Consider the following 21390-nt stretch of genomic DNA (forward strand, 5'->3'; position numbering starts at 1 on the left):
TTTCCTAAATCTCTAGATAACATTTTAAGGAACTTGATAATAAGATAGATAAAGTAATAAAGAACATAAAAATTAATAAGATGGAGTTTAAAAAAGTACATTAAGATTACATAATTGGATGTTTGGGACAATTATTACTATTTATTACTACATGTCTAGGAATGTTATTAACGTTAATATTTAAGTAGAAGGGGTACCACTGGCACAAATAAAATAAATCTTAAAAGCTACTTATTTTATTTTTCTAATTTTACATCCCATATTAATACCTGATTTCAGATTTGACTCTAACTTTTCTCGCTTAAGATTAAAAGTATTTATCTAGTTGTTAACATCAGTGATATCAGCAATAATAAAGTACCTTGAATTATAAATACTTTCAATTGCTTAGAAAATAGTCAAAATTTTATATAAAACGTTCTTCACGCCTAACTCAGCATCTTTATTTATCTTAGTATACAGCTCTTCAGTAGTTTTATTAATGAATTCCTGAGAATATCTCCTCCATTTAGCAGGTATCTTATCATATGAACCTGCACTAATAACATCACGAATCATTTCTACATTCATACTTAACTCTTGGAACAGCTTATATTCTTTAGACACCTTGGAACGAGCAGACTTTGCACTTAAACCTTTGTTGCCAGATATTATTTCTTCAATCGCACCGTTCAATCTATCTTTTACCTTTAACATATCAGAAGAATCAATGGAATTCTTTGCACTCTCAGCCTCAACTTTTACTTTTTCTAATATATCAACTAGCTCCTGATATAAAGCCTTTGCAATATTTATATTCTTAATAATATTCTTACTTGATTTCTCCATAAATTGATTCAAATCCACTATCCCATCCTTTTTAACTATCTGAACCACAATTTTATCTAAAACTTTCTTCACTTCCTGATCCAAATTTTCCGCATTAGACTTTTCTTTAGAAACAAAAGATTCATACCCCTCAAGTTCTGACAATATTTTTTTCAAACCACTACTCAATGTATTAATCTGTCCTAAATTAGATTTTATTTCATCCTTAATTCTTTCTGATTCTGTATCTTGAACAGAAGACTGCTCGTTTTGTTCCCCTTGCATCAATTCAACAGTTTGAGATTCAGCAGCTCGTTGAGGTTGATCAGACTGTGGTGTCTCTATAACAACTTCAGGCCTTTGCTCCCCTTCATTCCCTTGTTGCTTTACCATTGTTTTACTATCTTCAGCCTGCTTCTCCACAGGTTGCTGCTCTAAAGATTGCTGATTAACCGTTGTTGTAGAAATACCATCTTCATAAGCTTTTTTTTCACCTTCCAAACCAGACCCTGGACTTGAAATATAGGAGCTAATAGAATTTGATTGAATAGGATTGATAATAAGATTCTTGTTTTGATCTTGATTTAATGCCGCACCGACTTGAGATACGGGCTGCAACTGCTGTGTCACACCTTTTTTGGGAATACCTACAACACCTAGCACTTTAAACTTTTTTCCAGCCTTTATAATAACATCCGATTGATCTTCTTCGCCCTCTTTACTTTCTTTTAATAAACCTAAATAATATTCTTCTTCTGAAAATCTTTCACTTACTACTCCAATCAATCTATCAAGTAAAGCCATATGACATGATAGAAAACATAATAGTGTCAAAACACATACTGCCAAAACATTTTTATTCATGATCCCCTCAACTAGAACATCAAAAAAAATTATTTCATTATTAAGTATCTATATTGAAATACAAGAATTACTGGTAATTATACACCTCTTTTTTAAATTTCAAATAAATCCATTAAATTAATATAAAATTTCACTATGATATCATAATATTTTTACTTTAGGTCTCTTTAAATAAATACCTAACTTACCAATGACAAACCTTGATAAGTCACACTTTTTTTATCATAACTCATACTAAAATAGCTGTGTTTGAAAGAATTATGCTCTACATTTCAATACATATAATTTAAGGAGAGGAAATTTATAATGAAAAATCTTAAAAAACCTTTGAGTGTTATTGCTATGATGTCTATGTTCACTAGTTGTGAACTCATTGCTGACGCTATCTCTAATCAAAATGGCATTTCACTAGAAAATCCAACAACAATAGCTACAAATCAAGACATAAAAAACGAAATACAACAAAAAAACGTCCAAAACACAAACACAAGCTGGTTTCCTGCAATCAATCTACTTAGAATTCTAGGAACAAATGTTGAGATTAAGGCTAATCAAGAAAGAAATCAAATAGAAAATCACTTTAAAAAAGTAAAAAGTATATTACAAACAGTTAAAGACGAATTAAAAGATAAAATTAACGAAAATGAAAGCTCAATCAAAAATTTTGATGAAACAATCAATAAAATAATGACCATCCTAAACAACTTAGCTAATGCCACTGCTAATAACAATATTGAAATTGGAGCAACTAATAACATAGGGACTAAAGCTGCTATTATTTCTAATAAAAACAATGTCAACACTATAATCAATGAAATAAAAAATATAATTGAACTTGCAAAAAACTCTAACATAGACATTGAACAACAAAGTATTGATAACAATCCCATCACTTTACAAAACAACGCCGCTGCACTTAATGCTCTAAATGGTGGTGGTGGAAGAGAGCTTAAAGGTGGAGCTAACAAAGGAGACGGTTACGCACTGTTTAATATAGTAAATCAAGTCAACAAATGGGAAATAATAAACAAAATAATAGAAGCTACAACAGATGTTAAAAACGATGGTTACGCTCATAATGAAAATAACAACGCCGGACAATTAATTACTGGAAAAACAATTAATGGAGCTGGGGCCAAAAGTAAAGCCGACATTGCAGCTGCTATTGCATTAAAAGCTATGAGTAAAAATGGTAAATTTGCTGGTTACAAACAAAATGATAATGGTGGCAATAAATACACCAAAAACATTCAAAATGCTACTGCTAATGCTGTTAACAAAACATTAACTGCACTTGATATAACTATCATGAACATATTAAATGCTGAATTTGCCAAAATTAAAAAATAATTGAATTTAAATAAACATAAAATTATCTAAAAAGCACTAATATAAGTATTGATTATGGTATATTAGTGCTTTTATTTCCAAGTTAAACAAAAAAATTACTGCATTTAACATAAAATTGTTATTTATAATATGGATTCAAAAAAAGAAGGAAAGATACTTAATTTACATTTACTTCTTTTAAATAGTGACTTATTTAAAGATTAGTGTCAATAAAATTCCTAAACATATAGTAATAATTGTTCCTAGCATCCAATTATGCACTCTTAACGTACTCTTAAGTTCTGATGCTGTCTTATCTATCTTATTATCTAACTCCATTTTGTTAAGGTCTATTTTATTATCTAAGTCCTTAATATCTGATTTTAATTCACTCCTTACATTCTCTATCTTTATATTAAGGTTATTTTCTACATTCTCTATCTTATTATCTAGGTCCTTTATATCCGATTTTAAGTTAGCCTCTACTTTTTCTAGCTTAAGATTAAACGTATTTTCTAAATACTCAATATCCTTATACGTTAACTCATTCCTATAGTACCTATAAGATAAATCAATAGCAATATCTCTATCAATCCCTGCTTTAGTTAGCTCTGCTACTACCATTTGTTGAGTAACTATTGGTTGGGCTAATCCCATAAAATTCTCCTTATTATACTATTATACTCTATTTAAAGAATTGGTTAAATAAAGTAAAAAAATATACACAAAACCATAATACCTAACTTACCAATGACAAACTTGACAAGTTGCTCTCACTACCAAATTCTTGTAAATTACAAATTATTAAATCAATCTGTTCTTGAATATCAAACGTATAATTAATTACCCTAATCACATTTTCAAGGTGTTCAATTTCATCATTACTTAATTCTCTTCCCTTTCTTAATCTAAGATAATTTTTAAGCACTCTATAAGTACCAATACTAAATTCATATACCTTAAAAGGCACATTTATAAATTTACAATTATCACTATAAATAAGTTCTTTTTTGTCTTTCAAGTATTCAACTTTTTCTACAATACATTTTTCATTGACTTTTGATATATGAACCCCAACACTCTTATCTAAATCAATTAAATTTCTAAATAATTGTGCATTAATTAGATTCATTCCTAATTTACTAAGTTTTTCAAATAGGTTCACTGAATCTACAAAAATGATTTTTGCAAAGTCAATTCTTAAAAACTCATTGAATTTTGTTCCATAGATATTTGAACTTAATATTGCACAATATATATCCCAATATCTCTTGTGGTTGAAATTGTTTATGGTACTTTTCATTAATAAAACTTATAAAAGTTTCTTTAAAATTTGATTTCATTGAACTTTCTAATAAAGACTTTTGTTCCTCTATAATAAATAATGGGAATATATAACAAGTCTCTCCACTTACTTGATTCTCCTTCAAACATCGTCCCGTTGCAGTAAAACCACCTGAAATAACAAAATTATGTTTAAATACTTCTGTTGCTAGACATCTTGTTGATAACAATGCTACATTATCATCAATGCTTAACATATGTTTATTAATTGAATAACCCGACCTTTCTACAATACCTTTTTTTCTATCAGTATAGTAAGTATATCTAACATCAAACGGCTTATAAACTATGCTTTTAACATACTTTGCATTGATATTTACAGATTTTAAAAATTGTTGAACAATTGGTAACTTCCAATTTCTAGAATCTTGAGTTAGCTTATACTTATCTCTAGCAGTTTGTTCATCAAGATAAGCAAAGTCATGCAGTTTAGCTAAAAGCGCATCTTTAGTAAAATCAAGTGTCACATTTTCTCTTACAAGTTTTAATCCGCTGTTATAAGTGATAAAAATATCTTCAAGTGAAATCCCCTTATTATAAATATCTTTATTCTCTACATTTCTTTTTACAAAAAAATAATAAGGAGGTGTAGTCTTAAGCTGTTCAAAATCAATACTAAAAATATCATTTGTGTTGAAGATTATATTAAACTCTATTTTTTATAAAAAAAACTATTTACTTTAAATAACAAATAGGAATATAGGTCATATAATATAACCTATATTCCTATATTTTAATACAATTTTAAATTACCTAATTTTATCTATTAAAGATAAAATTTTATCAGACACTCCTTTCATTCCTGGTATCTTAACTGTAATAAGATTTTTATATCCTTCACTAATATGACTTATCAATTTTTCACTATCAGAATCAATACCATCTTTCTTCCCTTTATAATCTGTTATAATAGCATCTACACTTTTTCTCCAAGTTAATCTTTGTAATTGAATCTCTTCAAGTTTTGATTTAACCTCTCTTAAATCATCAAGACTTAATTTATCTAGTTTGTCTTTATTCTCTTCTAACTTATTAATTACTCTCTCAAAGCTAAATTGAAGAGGTTCTATTACAGCATTCATTATATCTATAATCCATGTTCCCTTATTTTTAACATCCGATTCTATTTTCTTTAGAATTTCTACAAAATCTTTTATTTTTTCTTTATTATAGAACAAAGATGAATAAAATAATCTTCTTAACTCCCTATTAGAATCATCATATAATGGCTTCTGATTAGATTCATTTATTACTTCTTTAAACACTTCATCATTCATACCATACTGACTTTCATCCTCAACTTCTGCCTTATCTGCACTTACTAGGCCCCTAACATTATTAACATCTTTTTTAATGGCAGATATTAATTCCTCTTTCTCACCTTTGATTACAGAATCTACTTTGACCACCTCTTCAACAAGAACTTTATTAACATCCTCTTCTTTTGGTTTTATTGATCCTCCACTTTGAACACTATCTATAACCCCACTACTTACAACCTCTGCTGCAAAATTACCATTACTAATAATATCTTCTCTTCCTTCATCTCCTTGAACAATATTTTCAACCTCTCCTACAGCACCTTTGCCCACTCCTTTACCCAATAATTTAGAATTTAGATCACATGACACTAAACCTACAATTAATAATATAAATATAAATAATTTTCTTCTTCTCATAAATATTCTCCTTTTTAAATTAAGAATCATTATTACTTTAAAATATATACCATTTAGTCTAAAATACAAATTACTTATATCAAAATTATTTATTTTTCCTTCATCTTTACTCTTAATTAGACATATCCCTTCTCAACATCTTTTAAAAAAAGATAAAATCTTATCATTATTGATTAATAATTCTGCTAAAACTTTCTAGCAAGAAGTTAACATTGTAGTTCTTAACCTATTATTTATTAATTTTTATGTAGCCTATCTAATATTTTAATTAGTAGCATGTTTATACGCAGCAACGAGTGTAGTTCGATAACATTAGCAAAAGTTGTTACCCTAGTGTAGTTATGCTCATTCAAATTGATAACATATCACTCCGTTTGTCCTATAAATTCATTTAATTGAAAACCCATAACTATATAATAAAGATCCTCACAGCTTAAAAAATACCTTTAGAAATTTAGTTATATCATTTATTCTATTTACTATATGATATAACTAATTTCTAAAGATAAACATATAAAAAGATAGGACCTAATAACATTAGACCCTATCTCACTCTAAAAAATAATTAAATTATTAATTACATACTAATCTTACATAAGATTATATATACTACCTTTTATTCACTACTAATACTTGCTGTACAACTTGATGTACACTCTTTAAAGCAGCAAAATCTCTCTTTACTCGTTCCATCTCATTTCCGAGATCACCCATCTTTGACTTTACTTCATTAAACATATTTTCTGCATCACGCAAACTAATTTTTGCCTTTAAAATATTATCGACCATACGATACACATAATAATAACCACTTAATCTTGCCTGTGCTGATTCAAATAAAGAAGATTCAACAAGATTTTTTGCATGCTTAGCACTACCTATTGCATGCTCTAAACCATTAACCGAATCACTACACAATGACATTGCAACACTTTCACTATCTTTAACATTATCAATTACTTTATGTAAAAGAGGTAATGTTTTTTGCTTCACATCCCCATTTACAGAAGAACTTCCTCTTGCCTTATTCAAATCAAGTTCGGCCTTCATAATAACAGTTTCCATATCTTTAAGTTCCAACAATAATCTATTTAACTCATCATGTATATTATCCATCACCAATAACTTAGCATTAAGTTTGCTTTTAATACTATTAGCTTCAGCATCTCTACTAGTAAGATCAAATTCTTGATCTTTAGTTAATATATTAGTTTGAGATAGCTCAACATCTTCTCCAGCCTTCACAATACCTATTTTCTCTTCTCTAACCTCTTGATTTCCTTTTATACAACTTAAATCTTCTACCCCGTTCTTTTCTTCTAAAGATTTTTCTCTTGCTTTATCTAACAATTCATCAAGAAAATTTATATCACATGAAAATAAACACATCAATGTTAACATACATATTGCTAAAATACTCTTCTTCATATATCTCCTCTCCTAGATTATCTATATTACTTAAATATAAAATCTTAATATCTAAATAAAATAACTAATATCAAATATATACCTCTTATCTCAATATTAAATAAATTCTCAAAACTATACCTAGTTATTATCTTACTAATTAAAGTTAATCTTATAAAAGCATCTATATCTAATTACAAAGCCTTAGCAATATAGCAATTTCCTACATAGCTTTTTTTAGTACAAAATTTCAACGACTTAAGCGCCAACAAGCTATATGAAAAAAATAAAAAAATAAAAACATCTAAGAAACCATTACCTAAATTAGCAATTGAGGATAAGAAAGCATTTTTCTTCTCAAGTTCTTCTATTACTCCACTATTACAAGCAAGGAATAAAGAGATAAATAATGTTGTACAAATACTTCTTACTTTAATATTTATTCTCATATATTACGTGCACCCTTTCTTTCCATCCTTTAACTAAAGAGACTAGACATAAAAAAAGGGAAACATTTCTTATATAAGAAGTGTTTCCCTTTAATGACTCTATTATTTTATTTATTTATTTCTTATTGTTTATTTAGTAACAGTAATAGATTCTGTAGTTACAGGAGTAGCTTCAGGATTAATTTTCATTGCCTCTTTAACAGTTTTAAGTCCTGTATCAATTGTTTTCCTTATTGCAATAGTGAGTGTGTCTAATGCTTTAGTAACTGCACTTATTGCTGCTCCTTTAATTGTAGCAGCAATAACCCCTCCAGTATCAGTATTATTAGCATTGGCAAATTTACCACTCTTAGCCATAGCTCTTAATGCTATAGCTCCTGCAACTTCTGCATCTTTAGGAGCAGAAACACCATCAACATTAGATGCGTTGTTGGCATTATTTTTAGCTAACTTGACAGCAGCACCATTACCTTTAATCATGGCCTGCAAAATATCGGCACCAGTTACGGCTCCTACTGATTTAGAGGCATCTACTGCTAATTTTTTTGTATTAGATTCATCGACCTCCGAATTATCAGAAGCAAATAATTTAATTGCACCATTATTATTTCTTGCAGCAAGATCTTCAGCTTTATTATTATCCCCCGCTTCAGAATTTCCTTCTTTAAGTACTACCTCCACTATACCTTTAATCCCATTAAGTAAATTATCAATATCTCCAGCAACACCACCTTGAGTCTGAGCAGCAACATTACCAATTAGTTCACCAGCATCAACACCTTTTAAAGCCTCACTAATAGTCTCAGCTCCTTTAATCATCTCATCAAGTTTTTCACTAATTAATTTTTTTACTGCTGCCTCTGCAGATTCAGCATTAGGATTGCCTTTATCCTTCATATCCGCTACAAGTTTTTCAAGCTTACCTTTAGTGTCTTTTACAGTATCATGAATATTCTTAAAGTACTCACCAACCTTAGATTTTGGAGTAGTCTTATCAAAAGCTAAAACACCACCAAGTGAATCCCCAAAAGAAGTAAAAACAGATAAGAAGTCATTACCTAACTTAGCAAGTGAGGATAAGAATTGATTTCGCTTCTCAAGTTCTTCGATTCCATTATTACAAGAAAGGAATATAGAGATAAGTAACGTTGCACAAATACTTTTTAATCTAATATTTTTAATATTTATTTTCATATATTACGTGCATCATTTTTTCCCTTCCCGCAAACTAAAGAGGCTAAATATAAATTAAAGGAAAACTACCCTTATATAAGAGATACGTTTCCCTTTAATAACTTTATTATTTAGTTTGAAGATTCATTACTTAATTATTAGCAGTACTACTCTCTATAGCTTCACCAGTAGTCTCAGAATATTTGATTCCTTTAAGTGATTTTCCTATCTTATCTAAATTGCTTACTACTGTTTTCCTAATTATCCAATCAACTACTCCTAGTACCTTATTTACAGCATTAGCAGCTGCTCCTTTAACTGCTTCAGCTTCACCAGAACCAGCATTAACACTAAACTTACCACCCTTAGTCATGGCCTTTAGTGCAACAGCAGCTGCTAGATCTGCATTAGTTTTAGCACCTGCACCATTATTGTTAGCAGTAGCCGCACCAGTCGCTAATGCTCCAGCATCTTTATCATTACCAGTAAGCTGAGCAGAATTAGTGATAGAATCTTTAATTTTATATACCATTGCCCATGGATCTGCTTGAACAACTTGAGATGCTAGTTTAGGACCAGCCTGGGCATTAGCAGTACCACTAAGTATAGCAGTAGCATCAGTCTGAGCAGTAGCATTTACTGCCCCACCAGAAGTTCCCTTATCAACCCTTACTCCAGACTTATCCGCTACGCTAACAATCATTTTTACACTTTCAATTACTGTATCAACACTACCCTTATCAGCACCAACAGCAGCAGAACCAGTGTTGGCATCACCAATAGCAGTACTACCAGAAGCACTAGCAAGTTTAGTTAGGGCAGCAATTAGTTGCTCAAAAACATCACTTGCCCCTTTAATTGCACCATTAATAATTTTAATTGTACTCTCATCAGCATTTTTTGCTCCAGAAATTTTACCTGATAACTCTTTTAATTTGTTATTAGTATCTTCTAATCCTTTTTTTATCTTTTCAAAGTGTTCTTTTACTTTACTTCTATTATCTTCAGGTTTAACAACACTAAATCCCAAAGCATCGCCAATATCATTCCCAAAGGAACCGAATATTTCTTGAAAGTTATGACCTATATTGATAAGATAATCAGCAAAAGACTTTTTCTTTTCAAGTTCTTCTATTACTCCATTATTACAAGAAAGGAATAGAAAAATAAATAACGTTGCATAAATTCTTTTACCTTAATATTTTTAGTCATATATTACGTTCACCCTTTACATAAAGAAAAGCTATATATAAAAAAAGGAAAACAACCTTCTATAAAAGAAGTGTTTTCCTTAAATTACTTTATTATTTAGTTATATATTTCTTATTAAATCTTCGATTATTTACTTTTAATCTATGAAGCACCCCCCTTATCAGCAGTTAAAGAAGAATCATGATCGCCAAGTTTCATAGCATCTTTAACAGTTTTAAATCCCTTATCAACTGTTTTTCTTATTGCTATAGTTAAAATATTTAATGTTTTAGTTATTGCACTTACTGCTGCATCCTCTATTGCTTTCTTTGTACCAACAGGAATACTTGCAACACTAGCAAATGTACCATTCTTAGCCATTGCTCTCAATGCTATTCCTCCCGCTATTTCTGCATCTCCAGTATTAGTAATAGTAGTAACAATATTAGTATGATCAGAATCATTATTAGAAGCTAATTTAGAAGCATTACCACTATCCTGAATCATAGCTTTTAGGATATCAGCACCAGTTACTGCTCCAACGACCTTAGCTGCATCTTTTGCGGCTTTTGCAGTATTAGTAACAGCAGCACCTGCCTGATTATTAGCAAATAAATGTCTCGCATCACCATCCGTCCCAATACTAGAACCTCTTGCCGTACCAGCTTGACCATCACCATCTTTAACAGGACCATTAGTATCACCAGCCTGAGCACTTCCGTTATCTTTAAGTACCACCTCTACAATACTTTTAATTCCTGTTACTATACTATCAATATTATCCCCTTTAACGCCTGCAGGAGATCTTTGATCAGCAACATTAGCAATTAATTGTTTAGCAATATCACCAATAGCATCACTAACAGTTTTAGCCCCCTCTATTATCTTAGTAAGTTTTTCATTTAAAGCTGTGACAGCAGCCTCTGTTTCAGTAGCATTAGGATTATCTTTGGTTTTCATATCAGCAACAAGTTTCTCAAGCTTATCTTTAGTACTCTTTACAGTATCATGTACTTTCTTAAAATAATCTCTAACACCAGACTTTTTAGTTTCAGCATTAAACCCTAATGAACTACCAATTGTATCACCAAAAGAAGTGAAAATATTTAAGAAATCATTACCTAAATTAGCTAGTGAAGATAAGAAAATATTTCTCTTCTCAAGTTCTTCTATTACTCCATTATTGCAAGAAAGAAACAAAGAGATAAATAATGTTGCACAAATACTTCTTACTCTTATATTTTTAATATTTATTTTCATATATTACGTGAATCCTTCCTTTCCCGACCTTTAAGCAAATAGGCCAGATAAAAAAAGGAAAACAACTCCTATAAAGGAGTGCTTCCCTTTAATGACTTTATTATTTAATTTAATTTTGTTTTTTCATTTATAATTTTTTATTGCTGTGTATTAGCTGTAGTTCCTTCTGTATTAACAAATTCTGCAGATGGAGCTTCCTTGTTTAACTGCTGCCAATGCTTCACTTATCTTTCTTAAACCACTATCAACAGTATTTCTGATTGCTATATTTAGAGTATTTAATGCTTTAGTTACTGCACTTGCTGCTGCACTATTAATTGTCTTTACAGCATCACCTTCAGTATTTTTAACAGCAAATTTACCATTCTTAGCCATAGCTCTTAATGCTATTCCTGCTGCTAGTACTGCATCTTTCTTTGCTTCTTCCTGGTTAATTGCTTTTTTATTATCAACAGCTGGAGCTATAGCAATCTCAGCAGCATCTTTAGCGTTTTCAATTCCATTAATACCATCAGCATTAGGATTTTCTTTAGATTTAATTATAGCTTGCAAGATGTCAGCACCTGTTATTGCTCCGATTGAAGCTGCAGCTAATTGTGCTGCCGCATTATCAGCTCTATTACCATCATTAGTCTTAGTAAATAACTTGCCAATATTTGCCTTGTCAGCATCTTTAGTAGCATTAGCATCTGCATTCCCCTTATCTTTTAATACCATATCAACAATAGCCTTAATCCCCTTAACAATAGCTTTTACGCTTGCAGTATCTGCTGCTACAGCATCTTTATTTTGCTCAGCATCTCCAATAATACCGCTATCTCCAGCCCCAACAGCTACTATTTTAGAACCTTCCGCAATCTTATCTAATGTACCAGTAATAAACTTATCAACAACTGTCTTTACCTTTGCATAATTTTCATTATTAGCAATTTCAGATATCAATTTATCTTTAACTTTTTTCATAGTGTTAGCAATATTAGTAAAATAATCACCAATCTCTGATTTTTTAGTATCAGCTTTAATACCTAAAACACCACCAAGCATATCGCCAAAGGAAGTAAAAATATCTAAGAATCCTTGTCTTAAATTAGATATAGAGAGTATAGAATCTCTTTGCCTCTCAAGTTCTTCTATTCCATTATTACAAGAAAGGAATAAAGAGATAAATAATGTTGCACAAATACTTTTTATCTTAATATCTTTAATATTTATTTTCATATATTACGTGCCTCCTTTTTCCTATCCCTTTAACTAAAGAGGCTAGACATACAAAAAAGGAAAACCGTTCTCATACAGAGGAACATTTTCCTTAAATGTCTTTATTCATTTAGTTTAACTATTACTTATTATTTTATTTAATAGCAGTAGATTGAATACTACCGGTTTCAGTGACTCCACCAGCTTCAGTCATCTGAGAATATTTTATTCCTTCAACAGCTTTTCTCACTTTCTTTAAATTTTTTGCTACTGTTTGCCTAATTATCTCTTCTAATACTCCTAGTACCTTATTCACAGCATTTACTCCTGCTGCCTTAACTACCCCTTCATCCTCACTAGCAGCACTAAATTTACCATCCTTAGTCATAGCCTTTAATGCAACAGCTGCTGCTAGGTCAGCTTTACTATTTGCCCCAGCACCACCACCTCCGCTAGCATTACTCCTAGACGCAGCTAGTGTTCCTGCTTTATTAGTACTATCCTTTTTAAGTTCCGCAGGATCAGTAGCCTCAGTATTCTTAATCTTGTTAATCATTGACCATGGATCTGTTTCTGATACCACTCCAGCTAGTTTAGAACCAGCTCCTTGAGTAGCCTTACTATTAGGCCCCCCAAGAACAGCAATAGCATCAGTTTGAGCTTTAGCTACTATCACGTTACCACCATCACTTCCAGATTTAATCTCTACTTTAGATTCCTCTGCTGCTTTAATAATTTCTTTAACTCCTGCAATTATAGAATCAACACTAAGATTTATCAGCCGCTTTATTAGCATCATCAGCATTATCACCAATGTCAGTAGAACTATCATTAGTTACACCAGATAGTTTAGCTAAAGCCTCAATTAATAGTTTAAAATTACAACTTGCACCTTCAATTTCATTTCTCACAACTTTAATTGTGCTGTCATCAGCATGCTTTAAATTGGCGATTTCACCTAATAACCTTTTCAAATTTTCATTAGTATCTTCTAATTCTTTTTTTACCTTCTTAAAGTATTCTCCTACTGCACTTTTTTTATCACCAGATTTTACTGCTGGAAATCCTAATGCATCCCCAACAAAATCTCCAAAAGAAGTAAAAACATCTAAGAAGTCATTACCTAACTTAGCCATAGAGGATAAGAAATCCTTTTCCTTTTGAAGTTCTTCTATTCCATTATTACAAGAAAGGAATAGAGAAATAAATAATGTTGCACAAATAGTTTTTAATCTAATATTTTTAATATTTATTTTCATAATTACGTACCTCCTTTCCCCCTTTCTTTTAACTAAAAAGGTTAAATATAAAAAGGAAACGCTCTTTATGCACAAAAACGTTTCCATTTAATGATGTTATTATTTAGTTAACTTACTTTTTATTATTTACTGTCCACTAGTTGTTGCTTCTATAAATTTATCTTCTTGTTTAACCATAGCTAATACTTCATTGATTTTATTCAAACCCGTATCAACAGCATTTCTGATTGCAATTATTAGAGTACTTAAAGTTTTATTTACCGCACTTGATGCTACCCCTTTCGCCCCTTCAGCTTCAGTCTTCTTTGCGTCAGCCTCCTTTACAATAAACTTACCCTTATTAGCCATAGCTCTTAATGCTATCCCAGCCGCAATAATTGCATCTTTCTTTGCTGCACCAAGCTTTTCATCACCACCACTACCAGTTCCCTTAGCTAAAGCCAGAGCAGCCGCATCGTTAGCCTCATTTACCTTACCATTTTTCTTAGCATCAAACTTAACATCAGCAATAGCTTTTAATATGTCAGCTCCACTTACTGCCCCAATTGACGCACTTGCTGCTGCCGTATGTTTAGCCTCAGCCCCCTGATTAGCAGAGGTTTGAGCCCCAAATAACCTACCAATATCTTCCTTGTCAGTACCAGCAGGATCAGTCTTATCTGTTTGTGCATTTCCTTCTTTTAAGACTAGCCCATCAACAATTCCCTTGATACCCTCAACTAAATTTTTTACACTTTCTACACTAGGACTATCTCCAGCAGCATCAGCTTTTACAACCCCACCAATTACTTCAGAATCAGTAGCCCCTTTAACAGCTTTCTTTGCACCCTCTTCTATTTTTGTTAATTTTCCAATAAATTCGTTAACCTCATCTTTTACTTTTGAGTAATGAGCCTTCTCAACAATTTCAGATGTCAATTTCTCTTGAACCATTTTCATAGTCTCTGATATTTTATTGAAATAACCACCAATATCTGATTTTGTAGTAGTTGCAGTAATACCAAATGTGTCTTTTAGTAGGTCTCCAAAAGATAAAAACGCGTCTAAAAATACCTTTCTTGAATCTGCAATTATGTCATTTAATCCTTTTCCAACTCCCTTATCTGCTAAACTTTCCTCTCCTGAATTATTACAAGAAAGGAATAAAGAGATAAATAATATTGCACAAATACTTTTTAAGCTAATATTTTCAATATTTATTTTCATATATTACGTGCGCCCTTCTCCTCACCCTTTAACCAAAGAGGCCAGATAAAAAAAGGGAAATCCTCCTATCAAAAGAAGTGGTTCCCTTTAATAACTTTATTATTTAATTGTTATTTCTTGATTATTTATTTAGCAGCAACACCAGTTTCACTAGTTACAGGATTAGCTTCAGGATTAATTTTCATAGCTTCTTTAATTTCTCTAAGCCCTTCATCTATTGTCTTTCTTATTGCTATCGTGAGGGTCTCTAATGCTTTAGTAACTGCACTTATAGTCGCATCCTCTACCGCTTTCTTTACAACAGCATCGCCATCAGATTTATTAGAGAATTTACCCTTCTTAGCCATTGCTCTCAGTGCAATAGCTCCTGCTATAGTTGCATCTTTAGGATTCTTAATAGCACTACCATCAGTACCTGTAGCTAATTTAGCTGAGTCACTATTTTTAGCTATAGCTTGTAATATGTCAGCACCAGTTACTGCACCAACAGCTTTAGACGCATCTTTTGCTGCTTTAGCTGCATCACCAGCATCATTACCAGCCTTATCTTTGGCAAATAATTTTCTCGCATCACCATGAGTCCCTCCACCACCAGAACTTCTTGTAGAACCAGCAGTGCCATTACTATCTTGAACAGGACCATTTTCATCCCCCGCATCAGCATTTCCTTCTTTCAACACCACATTTACTATATTTTTAATTCCCTTTACTAAACTATCAACTTCAGCACCAGCAGCACCTGCATCCTGATCAGCAACATTAGCAATTGGCTTATCATCAGAACCAATAGCATCACTAATGGTCTTAGCACCCTCAATTATCTTATCAAGAATATTAGTCACCAAACTATTTACAGCACTCCCAGTTGTAGAAGCATTAGGATTATTTGCAGATTTCATGTTTTCAACAATTGTATTAAGCTTACTCTTAACTCCTTCTACAGTTTCTTTTACCTTTTTAAAGTAATCTCCAACATCAGATTTTTTGGTAGTAGTATTAAACCTTAAAACAGTACCTGTCATATCTCCAAAAGAAGTAAAGACAGATAAGAAGTCATTACCTAAATTAGCAAGTGAAGACAAGAAGTTATTTCTCTTCTGAAGTTCTTCTATCCCATTATTACAAGAAAGGAATAAAGAGATAAATAATGTTACACAAATACTTTTTAATCTAATATTTTTAATATTTAGTTTCATAATTACGTGCCTACCTTTAACAATCCTTTAACTCAAGAGACTAGACATAAAAAAAGGGAAACACCTCTTGTATAAGAGATGTTTCCCTCAAAAAACTTTACTATTTAATTTACTTATCTTTTATTATTAACTCTATCTAACTCTAATTTACTGATTTTTAGATTCATCAGTTAAAGGAGCAACATTCCCATTAATTTTCATAGCATCTTTAACTTTAGCTAAGTAAAAATTTGATTCTAGTGAATTATATAAAATCAACAGTAATTTTACTGATTAAACCTATTTAGACAGAAACTTATAACTTATGTAATATAAAAAACAGGAATACCTATAAAGGCATTCCTGATGCGTCAAAAATTGTAAAATCTCAATCAAATATGACAGTTTAAACACTAAATTATACTATTTAGATTCCGCTTTTAATTCACTAGCAGAATCTACTTTATCAAATCACTAACATCTTTTAAACATTTATCAACTGTTCTTCTTATAGTAGATAACAGCTCATTTAAAGTTTTAGTAACTGTCTCTATTAATAATGCATTCACTTCCTTTCCTGGCGCATGAGTAGCAACAGTTGCTAATTTACCATTCTGAGCCATAGCTTTTAATGCTATCCCTGCTGCAATTGCTGATGCATTTGTATTAACATCACCAGTAATATTATTAGCACCACTGGCATTAGCAATTGCCATTTCAAAAGCATTTGTTGCTGCATCAATATTGCCAGGAACACCACTTTGATCCTTAACTGCGTCAATTGCTGCTAATATATCTGCACCACTAACAGCAGTTAATGCTATATGAGCTGCTTTTAATTCACTCCCATTACCACCATTAACTTCACTATTAGTACCAAAAAGCTTTCCAACTGCTTGAACGTTAGTAATCGTTTTCTTAGCCTCTCCTTTTGAATCAATATTAGCTTCCTTTGCTGTCCTATAGATCATACTAATTCCTTCAACAAGACCTTCCACACTGGCTTTAATTGCCTGAACTGCACTCTGATTATCAGTAGTATGACCACCAATTGGACCATTAGCATCTTTAGTAGCTACCTTAATTTTATTTGTTCCTTCAACTATCTTTCCCAAAGTCTCAATTGCTTTAATAATTATGCTCTCAGCTTTATCTTTTATTAAATCAAAATTCTCATCTGCCTTTATGTTCTCTAATTTACCTTTAACTGCTTGAACCGCATCACCAACTTTACCTAAATGTTCTCCAACTTGCTTCTTAGTTGTCTCTGTAGTAATACCAAAAGCATCAGTAAACATATCAGAAAAGGAAGTAAAGATATCTAAGAAATTTTGTCTTAAATTAGATATAGAGAGTATAGAATCCCTTTGCTTTTGAAGTTCTTCTATCCCATTATTACAAGAAAGGAATAGAGAGATAAATAATGTTGCACAAATACTTTTTATTCTATTTTTAATATTTATTTTCATATATTACGTGCACACTTCTACCCTTTTCTTTAAATAAAGAGGATAGATACAACAAAAGAGAAACAACCCTCATATAGAGAACTATTTCCCTTAAATAATTTTATTATTTAGTTATATATTTCTTATTAAATTTTAACTAATTCTTAGCTTCAGTAATTACAGGAGCATCATCAGGATTAATTTTCATTGCTTCTTTAACAGCCTTAAGTCCTGCATCAATTGTTTTCCTTATTGCTATAGTCAGAGTACCTAATGCTTTAGTTACTGCACTTATAGTTGCATTCCCTACTGTTTTCTTTACAATATCATCATCAGTACTCTTATTAGCAAATTTACCATTCTTAGCCATTGCTCTCAGTGCTACAGCACCTGCTATAGTTGCATCTTTAGGCTTTTCAGTAGCATTACCATCACTACTTTTAGCCAACTTTGCAGCATCACCACCTTCTTTAATCATAGCTTGTAATATGTCAGCACCAGTTACTGCCCCAACTGCCTTAACAAAATCAGTTGCTGATTTTTTTTCATTACTACTTATAGCCTTAGTAGCAAATAGTTTCCCCGCTTCACCATCACCAGCAGTATTACTTCTTGCAGTAAGATCTGTCGCCTTGTTATCATCTCCAGCCTCAGCATTTCCTACACCGTTAAGCACAACTTCTACTATACCTTTAATCCCTTCTATTAATTTATCAACTTCAGTAGCAGCCGCACCAACCCCAGACTTACCAAAATCAGCAATAAGACCAGTATCATTGCCAATAGCCTCACTAGCAGTATTAGAGCCTTTAATTATACTATCAAGTTTTGCACTTAAAGTTGCTACAGCATCTGATGTGCTAGAAGCATTAGGATTTCCTTCTCTCTTCATGTTCTCAACAATTGTATTAAGTTTCCCCTTAACGCCTTCTACAGTCTCTTTTACTTTTTTAAAATAATCTGCAATCGCAGACTTCTTAGTAGAAGTACTAAAACCTAATGGACTACCAATTATATCGCCAAAAGAAGTGAAGACAGATAAGAAATCATTACCTAAATTAGCTAATGAGGATAAGAAATGATTTCTCTTCTCAAGGTCTTCTATTACTCCACTATTACAAGAAAGGAATAGAGAAATAAATAGTGTTGCACAAATACTTTTTACTTTAATATTTTTAATATTTATTTTCATATATTACGTGCCTCCTCTTTACCTTTCCTTTAAATAAAGAGGATAGATATAATAAAAGGAAAACTACTCTCATATAGAAAATAGCTTTCCTTAAAATCACTTTATTTAGTTTAACGATTTATTTATCGCTTTGTACTAACTGTTGCGTTCTGCAGGTGTAGTAACATCTGCAGATTTATCCTCATGAGTAACTGTAGCCAATACATCATTTATCTTTTTTAAGCCGATATCAACAGTACTCCTTATTGCAATTATTAGAGTATTCAACACTTTAGTCACAGCACTTGCTGCTACACCATTTATTGCATGAGCAGATTTAGTCTCAGAACTTTTAGTAGCAAATTTACCACCTTTAGCCATCGCTCTTAGTGCTATACCTCCCGCAATAACTGCATCTTTTTTTTTCGTCTCTTTAGTACTACCACTATTTTTAGCAGTAGCAATCTCTGCTGAATTACCTGCTTGATCAATATCTTTATTTTCCGTAGCCTTATCAGAACTAACAATAGCTTTCAATATATCAGCGCCACTTACAGCACCAATTGATGCACTTGCCTTAGCTGCTTCTACTTCTGACCCATTATCAGATGCTTTACTGAACAACTTACCTATATCCTTTTTGTCATTATCTTCAGTACCATTTGCCTCTGCATTTCCCTTATCTTTTAAGACCACTTCAACTATTGTTTTAATTCCTTCAATAAGTGAACTTACACTTGTAATATCTGCTGGTGCAGCATCACCACCTGCAGTAGCTCCACCAAGAACAACCTCACCCTCAGCCCCTTTTGCTGCTTCCTTCGCCCCTGCTGCAATCTTGTCTAATGTGTCAGTAATAAATTTATCAACAATTGTTTTAATTTTTTCATAATTACCATTCTTAGCAACTTCTGCTTTCAACTTCTCTTTAATTGATATCATAGTTTTTTCAATATCATTGAAATATCTGTTTATATCACTTTTCTTAGTATTAGCTCTAATACTTAAAGTATCAGTAAACATATCGCCAAAAGAAGTGAAGACAGATAAGAAACCATTACCTAAATTAGCAAGTGAGGATAAGAAAATATTTCTCTTTTCAAGTTCTTCTATCCCATTACTACAAGAAAGGAAAAGAGAGATAAATAATGTTGCACAAATACTTTTTATCTTAATATTCTTAATATTTTTAATATTTATTTTCATATATTACGTGCCTCCTTTTTCCCTTTCCTTCAACTAAAGAGGCTCAATACAATAAAAAAAAAGGAAAACAGCTCCTAACAAGAAGTGCTTCCCTCAAATAACTTTATTATTGAGTTTACTTATTTTTATTAATTAAATTATAAATAGTTATTTAGCAGTAACAGCAGATTCTGTAGTTACAGGAGTAACATTAGCATTTATGTTCATAGCATATTTAACTGTCTTAAGTCCTTCATCTATTGTTTTTCTTATTGCTATAGTCAATGTATTTAGCGCCTTATTCACCGCACTCACTGCTACACCTTTCATTATAGCTGTATAATCAGTATTATCACTAGAAGCCCTAGAAGCAACACCAGGGAATTTTCCATCTCTAATCATAGCTCTTAATGCTATAGCACCTGCAATAGTTGCATCTTTAGCCCCAGCTCCAGTCACATCACCATTTTTCTCAACCATAGCTTTCAGTATGTCAGCACCTGTTACTGCTCCTACTGCCTTAGCTGCATCTGCTGCTACCTTTTTTGCATCATGAGTAGTAGAGCCAATTCCAGAATTAGTACCAGAATCATCAAATAACTTTCCTGCTTCATCATTAGCACTCTTGCCAACTCTCTCTTCAACATTACCACTAGCTTTTTTACCGTCCCCAGCATTATGTTTTCCTTCATTATTTTTAAGCACTATATCTACTATACTCTTAATGCCATTTACCAAACTAACAATATCTCCAGCAGCACCACCTTTCTCCTGAATAGCAACATTACCAATAAATTCACTACCACCAGTACCCTTCAAAGCCTCATTTGCACCCTCAATGATCCTATCAAGTTTAGCCTTAATTAGTTCGTCTACTTTTGTTTTAACAGCCTCTGCATTAGGATTATCTTTGGCTTTCATATTATCAACAATTGTATTAAGCTTATCCTTAGTGTCTTTTACGGCATTATGAATATTCTTAAAGTAATCTGCAACATCAGACTTTTTAGCAGTATCAGGCTTAAAAGCTAAAACACCACCAAGTGAATCCCCAAAAGAAGTGAAGACAGATAAGAAGTCATTACCTAAACTAGCAAGTGAGGACAAGAAGTTATTTCTTTCCCCAAGTTCTTCTATTCCATTATTACAAGAAAGGAATAGAGAGATAAATAATATTGCACAAATATTTTTTAATCTAATATTTTTAATATTTATTTTCATATATTACGTGCCTCCTTTTCCCTAT

Annotated in this window: 18 protein-coding genes and 1 pseudogene; 1 reads left to right on the forward strand and 18 read right to left on the reverse strand. The window is 31.7% G+C overall.

Annotated elements, in window-relative coordinates; all coding sequences use genetic code 11:
• Positions 1–387 precede the first annotated feature (387 nt).
• Positions 388–1671: a hypothetical protein gene (locus bcCo53_RS07260; protein WP_025409026.1), complete on the reverse strand. Its 1284-nt coding sequence runs from the start codon at positions 1669–1671 to the stop codon at positions 388–390.
• Positions 1672–1977: 306 nt separating this feature from the next.
• On the opposite strand from bcCo53_RS07260, the gene bcCo53_RS07265 reads away from it, so the two are divergent.
• The gene (locus tag bcCo53_RS07265) at positions 1978–3021 is read left to right on the forward strand and encodes a variable large family protein (RefSeq protein WP_025409027.1); all 1044 of its coding nucleotides are present in this window, start codon (positions 1978–1980) and stop codon (positions 3019–3021) included.
• A 189-nt stretch (positions 3022–3210) separates the two neighbouring features.
• On the opposite strand, the gene bdr is transcribed toward bcCo53_RS07265, so the two are convergent.
• The 17 genes and pseudogenes from bdr to bcCo53_RS07345 form a co-directional block, all read right to left on the reverse strand.
• Positions 3211–3657, reverse strand: a complete 447-nt coding sequence (gene bdr / locus bcCo53_RS07270) for a Bdr family repetitive protein (RefSeq protein WP_025409028.1) — start codon at positions 3655–3657, stop codon at positions 3211–3213.
• Positions 3658–3739: 82 nt separating this feature from the next.
• Entirely contained in the window at positions 3740–4303 is a 564-nt protein-coding gene (locus tag bcCo53_RS08770; protein WP_281507458.1) for a type ISP restriction/modification enzyme, read from the reverse strand.
• Positions 4209–5000, reverse strand: a complete 792-nt coding sequence (locus bcCo53_RS08775; RefSeq protein ID WP_343298927.1) for a type ISP restriction/modification enzyme — start codon at positions 4998–5000, stop codon at positions 4209–4211. The genes bcCo53_RS08770 and bcCo53_RS08775 overlap by 95 nt, the downstream gene beginning before the upstream one ends.
• Before the next feature lie 93 nt (positions 5001–5093).
• A complete protein-coding gene (locus bcCo53_RS07280) occupies positions 5094–6023 on the reverse strand; it encodes a complement regulator-acquiring protein (protein WP_025408712.1) in 930 nt (309 codons plus the stop codon).
• Positions 6024–6632: 609 nt separating this feature from the next.
• Positions 6633–7451 (reverse strand): hypothetical protein, encoded by an 819-nt coding sequence (locus tag bcCo53_RS07285; RefSeq protein WP_025408713.1) that lies wholly within the window; start codon positions 7449–7451, stop codon positions 6633–6635.
• Between the two features lie 173 nt (positions 7452–7624).
• A complete protein-coding gene (locus tag bcCo53_RS07290) occupies positions 7625–7879 on the reverse strand; it encodes a hypothetical protein (protein WP_028328237.1) in 255 nt (84 codons plus the stop codon).
• 129 nt (positions 7880–8008) lie between these two features.
• Positions 8009–9073 carry a variable large family protein gene (locus bcCo53_RS07295; protein ID WP_025408715.1) on the reverse strand — a complete coding sequence of 355 codons (1065 nt, stop codon included), beginning with the start codon at positions 9071–9073 and terminating at the stop codon, positions 8009–8011.
• A 130-nt stretch (positions 9074–9203) separates the two neighbouring features.
• Positions 9204–10238, reverse strand: a complete 1035-nt coding sequence (locus tag bcCo53_RS07300) for a variable large family protein (protein WP_028328238.1) — start codon at positions 10236–10238, stop codon at positions 9204–9206.
• A 167-nt stretch (positions 10239–10405) separates the two neighbouring features.
• On the reverse strand, positions 10406–11503 hold the full coding sequence (locus bcCo53_RS07305) for a variable large family protein (protein WP_038365050.1): 1098 nt from the start codon (positions 11501–11503) through the stop codon (positions 10406–10408).
• Between the two features lie 171 nt (positions 11504–11674).
• On the reverse strand, positions 11675–12721 hold the full coding sequence (locus bcCo53_RS07310) for a variable large family protein (protein ID WP_051428624.1): 1047 nt from the start codon (positions 12719–12721) through the stop codon (positions 11675–11677).
• Between the two features lie 133 nt (positions 12722–12854).
• Positions 12855–13935: pseudogene (locus bcCo53_RS07315) on the reverse strand (variable large family protein); the annotation flags it as partial.
• Positions 13936–14085: 150 nt separating this feature from the next.
• The gene (locus bcCo53_RS07320) at positions 14086–15165 is read right to left on the reverse strand and encodes a variable large family protein (RefSeq protein ID WP_025408716.1); all 1080 of its coding nucleotides are present in this window, start codon (positions 15163–15165) and stop codon (positions 14086–14088) included.
• A 125-nt stretch (positions 15166–15290) separates the two neighbouring features.
• The gene (locus bcCo53_RS07325) at positions 15291–16361 is read right to left on the reverse strand and encodes a variable large family protein (RefSeq protein WP_038365052.1); all 1071 of its coding nucleotides are present in this window, start codon (positions 16359–16361) and stop codon (positions 15291–15293) included.
• 437 nt (positions 16362–16798) lie between these two features.
• The gene (locus bcCo53_RS07330; RefSeq protein WP_155806446.1) at positions 16799–17809 is read right to left on the reverse strand and encodes a variable large family protein; all 1011 of its coding nucleotides are present in this window, start codon (positions 17807–17809) and stop codon (positions 16799–16801) included.
• A 136-nt stretch (positions 17810–17945) separates the two neighbouring features.
• Entirely contained in the window at positions 17946–18980 is a 1035-nt protein-coding gene (locus tag bcCo53_RS07335; protein WP_025408718.1) for a variable large family protein, read from the reverse strand.
• A gap of 135 nt (positions 18981–19115) precedes the next feature.
• Positions 19116–20165 carry a variable large family protein gene (locus tag bcCo53_RS07340; RefSeq protein WP_025408719.1) on the reverse strand — a complete coding sequence of 350 codons (1050 nt, stop codon included), beginning with the start codon at positions 20163–20165 and terminating at the stop codon, positions 19116–19118.
• Positions 20166–20312: 147 nt separating this feature from the next.
• Positions 20313–21365 (reverse strand): variable large family protein, encoded by a 1053-nt coding sequence (locus bcCo53_RS07345; RefSeq protein WP_025408720.1) that lies wholly within the window; start codon positions 21363–21365, stop codon positions 20313–20315.
• Positions 21366–21390 lie beyond the last annotated feature (25 nt).

Source organism: Borrelia coriaceae, from assembly GCF_023035295.1.
In the GTDB taxonomy this organism is placed as follows: Bacteria; Spirochaetota; Spirochaetia; order Borreliales; family Borreliaceae; genus Borrelia; species Borrelia coriaceae.

What these genes read in the sequence shown, in the direction of transcription:
- bcCo53_RS07260 (WP_025409026.1), bottom strand. Translation starts at nt 1,671, where the DNA reads ATGAATAAAAATGTTTTGGCAGTATGTGTTTTGACACTATTATGTTTT.
- bcCo53_RS07265 (WP_025409027.1), top strand. Translation starts at nt 1,978, where the DNA reads ATGAAAAATCTTAAAAAACCTTTGAGTGTTATTGCTATGATGTCTATG.
- bdr (WP_025409028.1), bottom strand. Translation starts at nt 3,657, where the DNA reads ATGGGATTAGCCCAACCAATAGTTACTCAACAAATGGTAGTAGCAGAG.
- bcCo53_RS08770 (WP_281507458.1), bottom strand. Translation starts at nt 4,303, where the DNA reads ATGAAAAGTACCATAAACAATTTCAACCACAAGAGATATTGGGATATA.
- bcCo53_RS07280 (WP_025408712.1), bottom strand. Translation starts at nt 6,023, where the DNA reads ATGAGAAGAAGAAAATTATTTATATTTATATTATTAATTGTAGGTTTA.
- bcCo53_RS07285 (WP_025408713.1), bottom strand. Translation starts at nt 7,451, where the DNA reads ATGAAGAAGAGTATTTTAGCAATATGTATGTTAACATTGATGTGTTTA.
- bcCo53_RS07290 (WP_028328237.1), bottom strand. Translation starts at nt 7,879, where the DNA reads ATGAGAATAAATATTAAAGTAAGAAGTATTTGTACAACATTATTTATC.
- bcCo53_RS07295 (WP_025408715.1), bottom strand. Translation starts at nt 9,073, where the DNA reads ATGAAAATAAATATTAAAAATATTAGATTAAAAAGTATTTGTGCAACG.
- bcCo53_RS07305 (WP_038365050.1), bottom strand. Translation starts at nt 11,503, where the DNA reads ATGAAAATAAATATTAAAAATATAAGAGTAAGAAGTATTTGTGCAACA.
- bcCo53_RS07310 (WP_051428624.1), bottom strand. Translation starts at nt 12,721, where the DNA reads ATGAAAATAAATATTAAAGATATTAAGATAAAAAGTATTTGTGCAACA.
- bcCo53_RS07320 (WP_025408716.1), bottom strand. Translation starts at nt 15,165, where the DNA reads ATGAAAATAAATATTGAAAATATTAGCTTAAAAAGTATTTGTGCAATA.
- bcCo53_RS07325 (WP_038365052.1), bottom strand. Translation starts at nt 16,361, where the DNA reads ATGAAACTAAATATTAAAAATATTAGATTAAAAAGTATTTGTGTAACA.
- bcCo53_RS07330 (WP_155806446.1), bottom strand. Translation starts at nt 17,809, where the DNA reads ATGAAAATAAATATTAAAAATAGAATAAAAAGTATTTGTGCAACATTA.
- bcCo53_RS07335 (WP_025408718.1), bottom strand. Translation starts at nt 18,980, where the DNA reads ATGAAAATAAATATTAAAAATATTAAAGTAAAAAGTATTTGTGCAACA.
- bcCo53_RS07340 (WP_025408719.1), bottom strand. Translation starts at nt 20,165, where the DNA reads ATGAAAATAAATATTAAAAATATTAAGAATATTAAGATAAAAAGTATT.
- bcCo53_RS07345 (WP_025408720.1), bottom strand. Translation starts at nt 21,365, where the DNA reads ATGAAAATAAATATTAAAAATATTAGATTAAAAAATATTTGTGCAATA.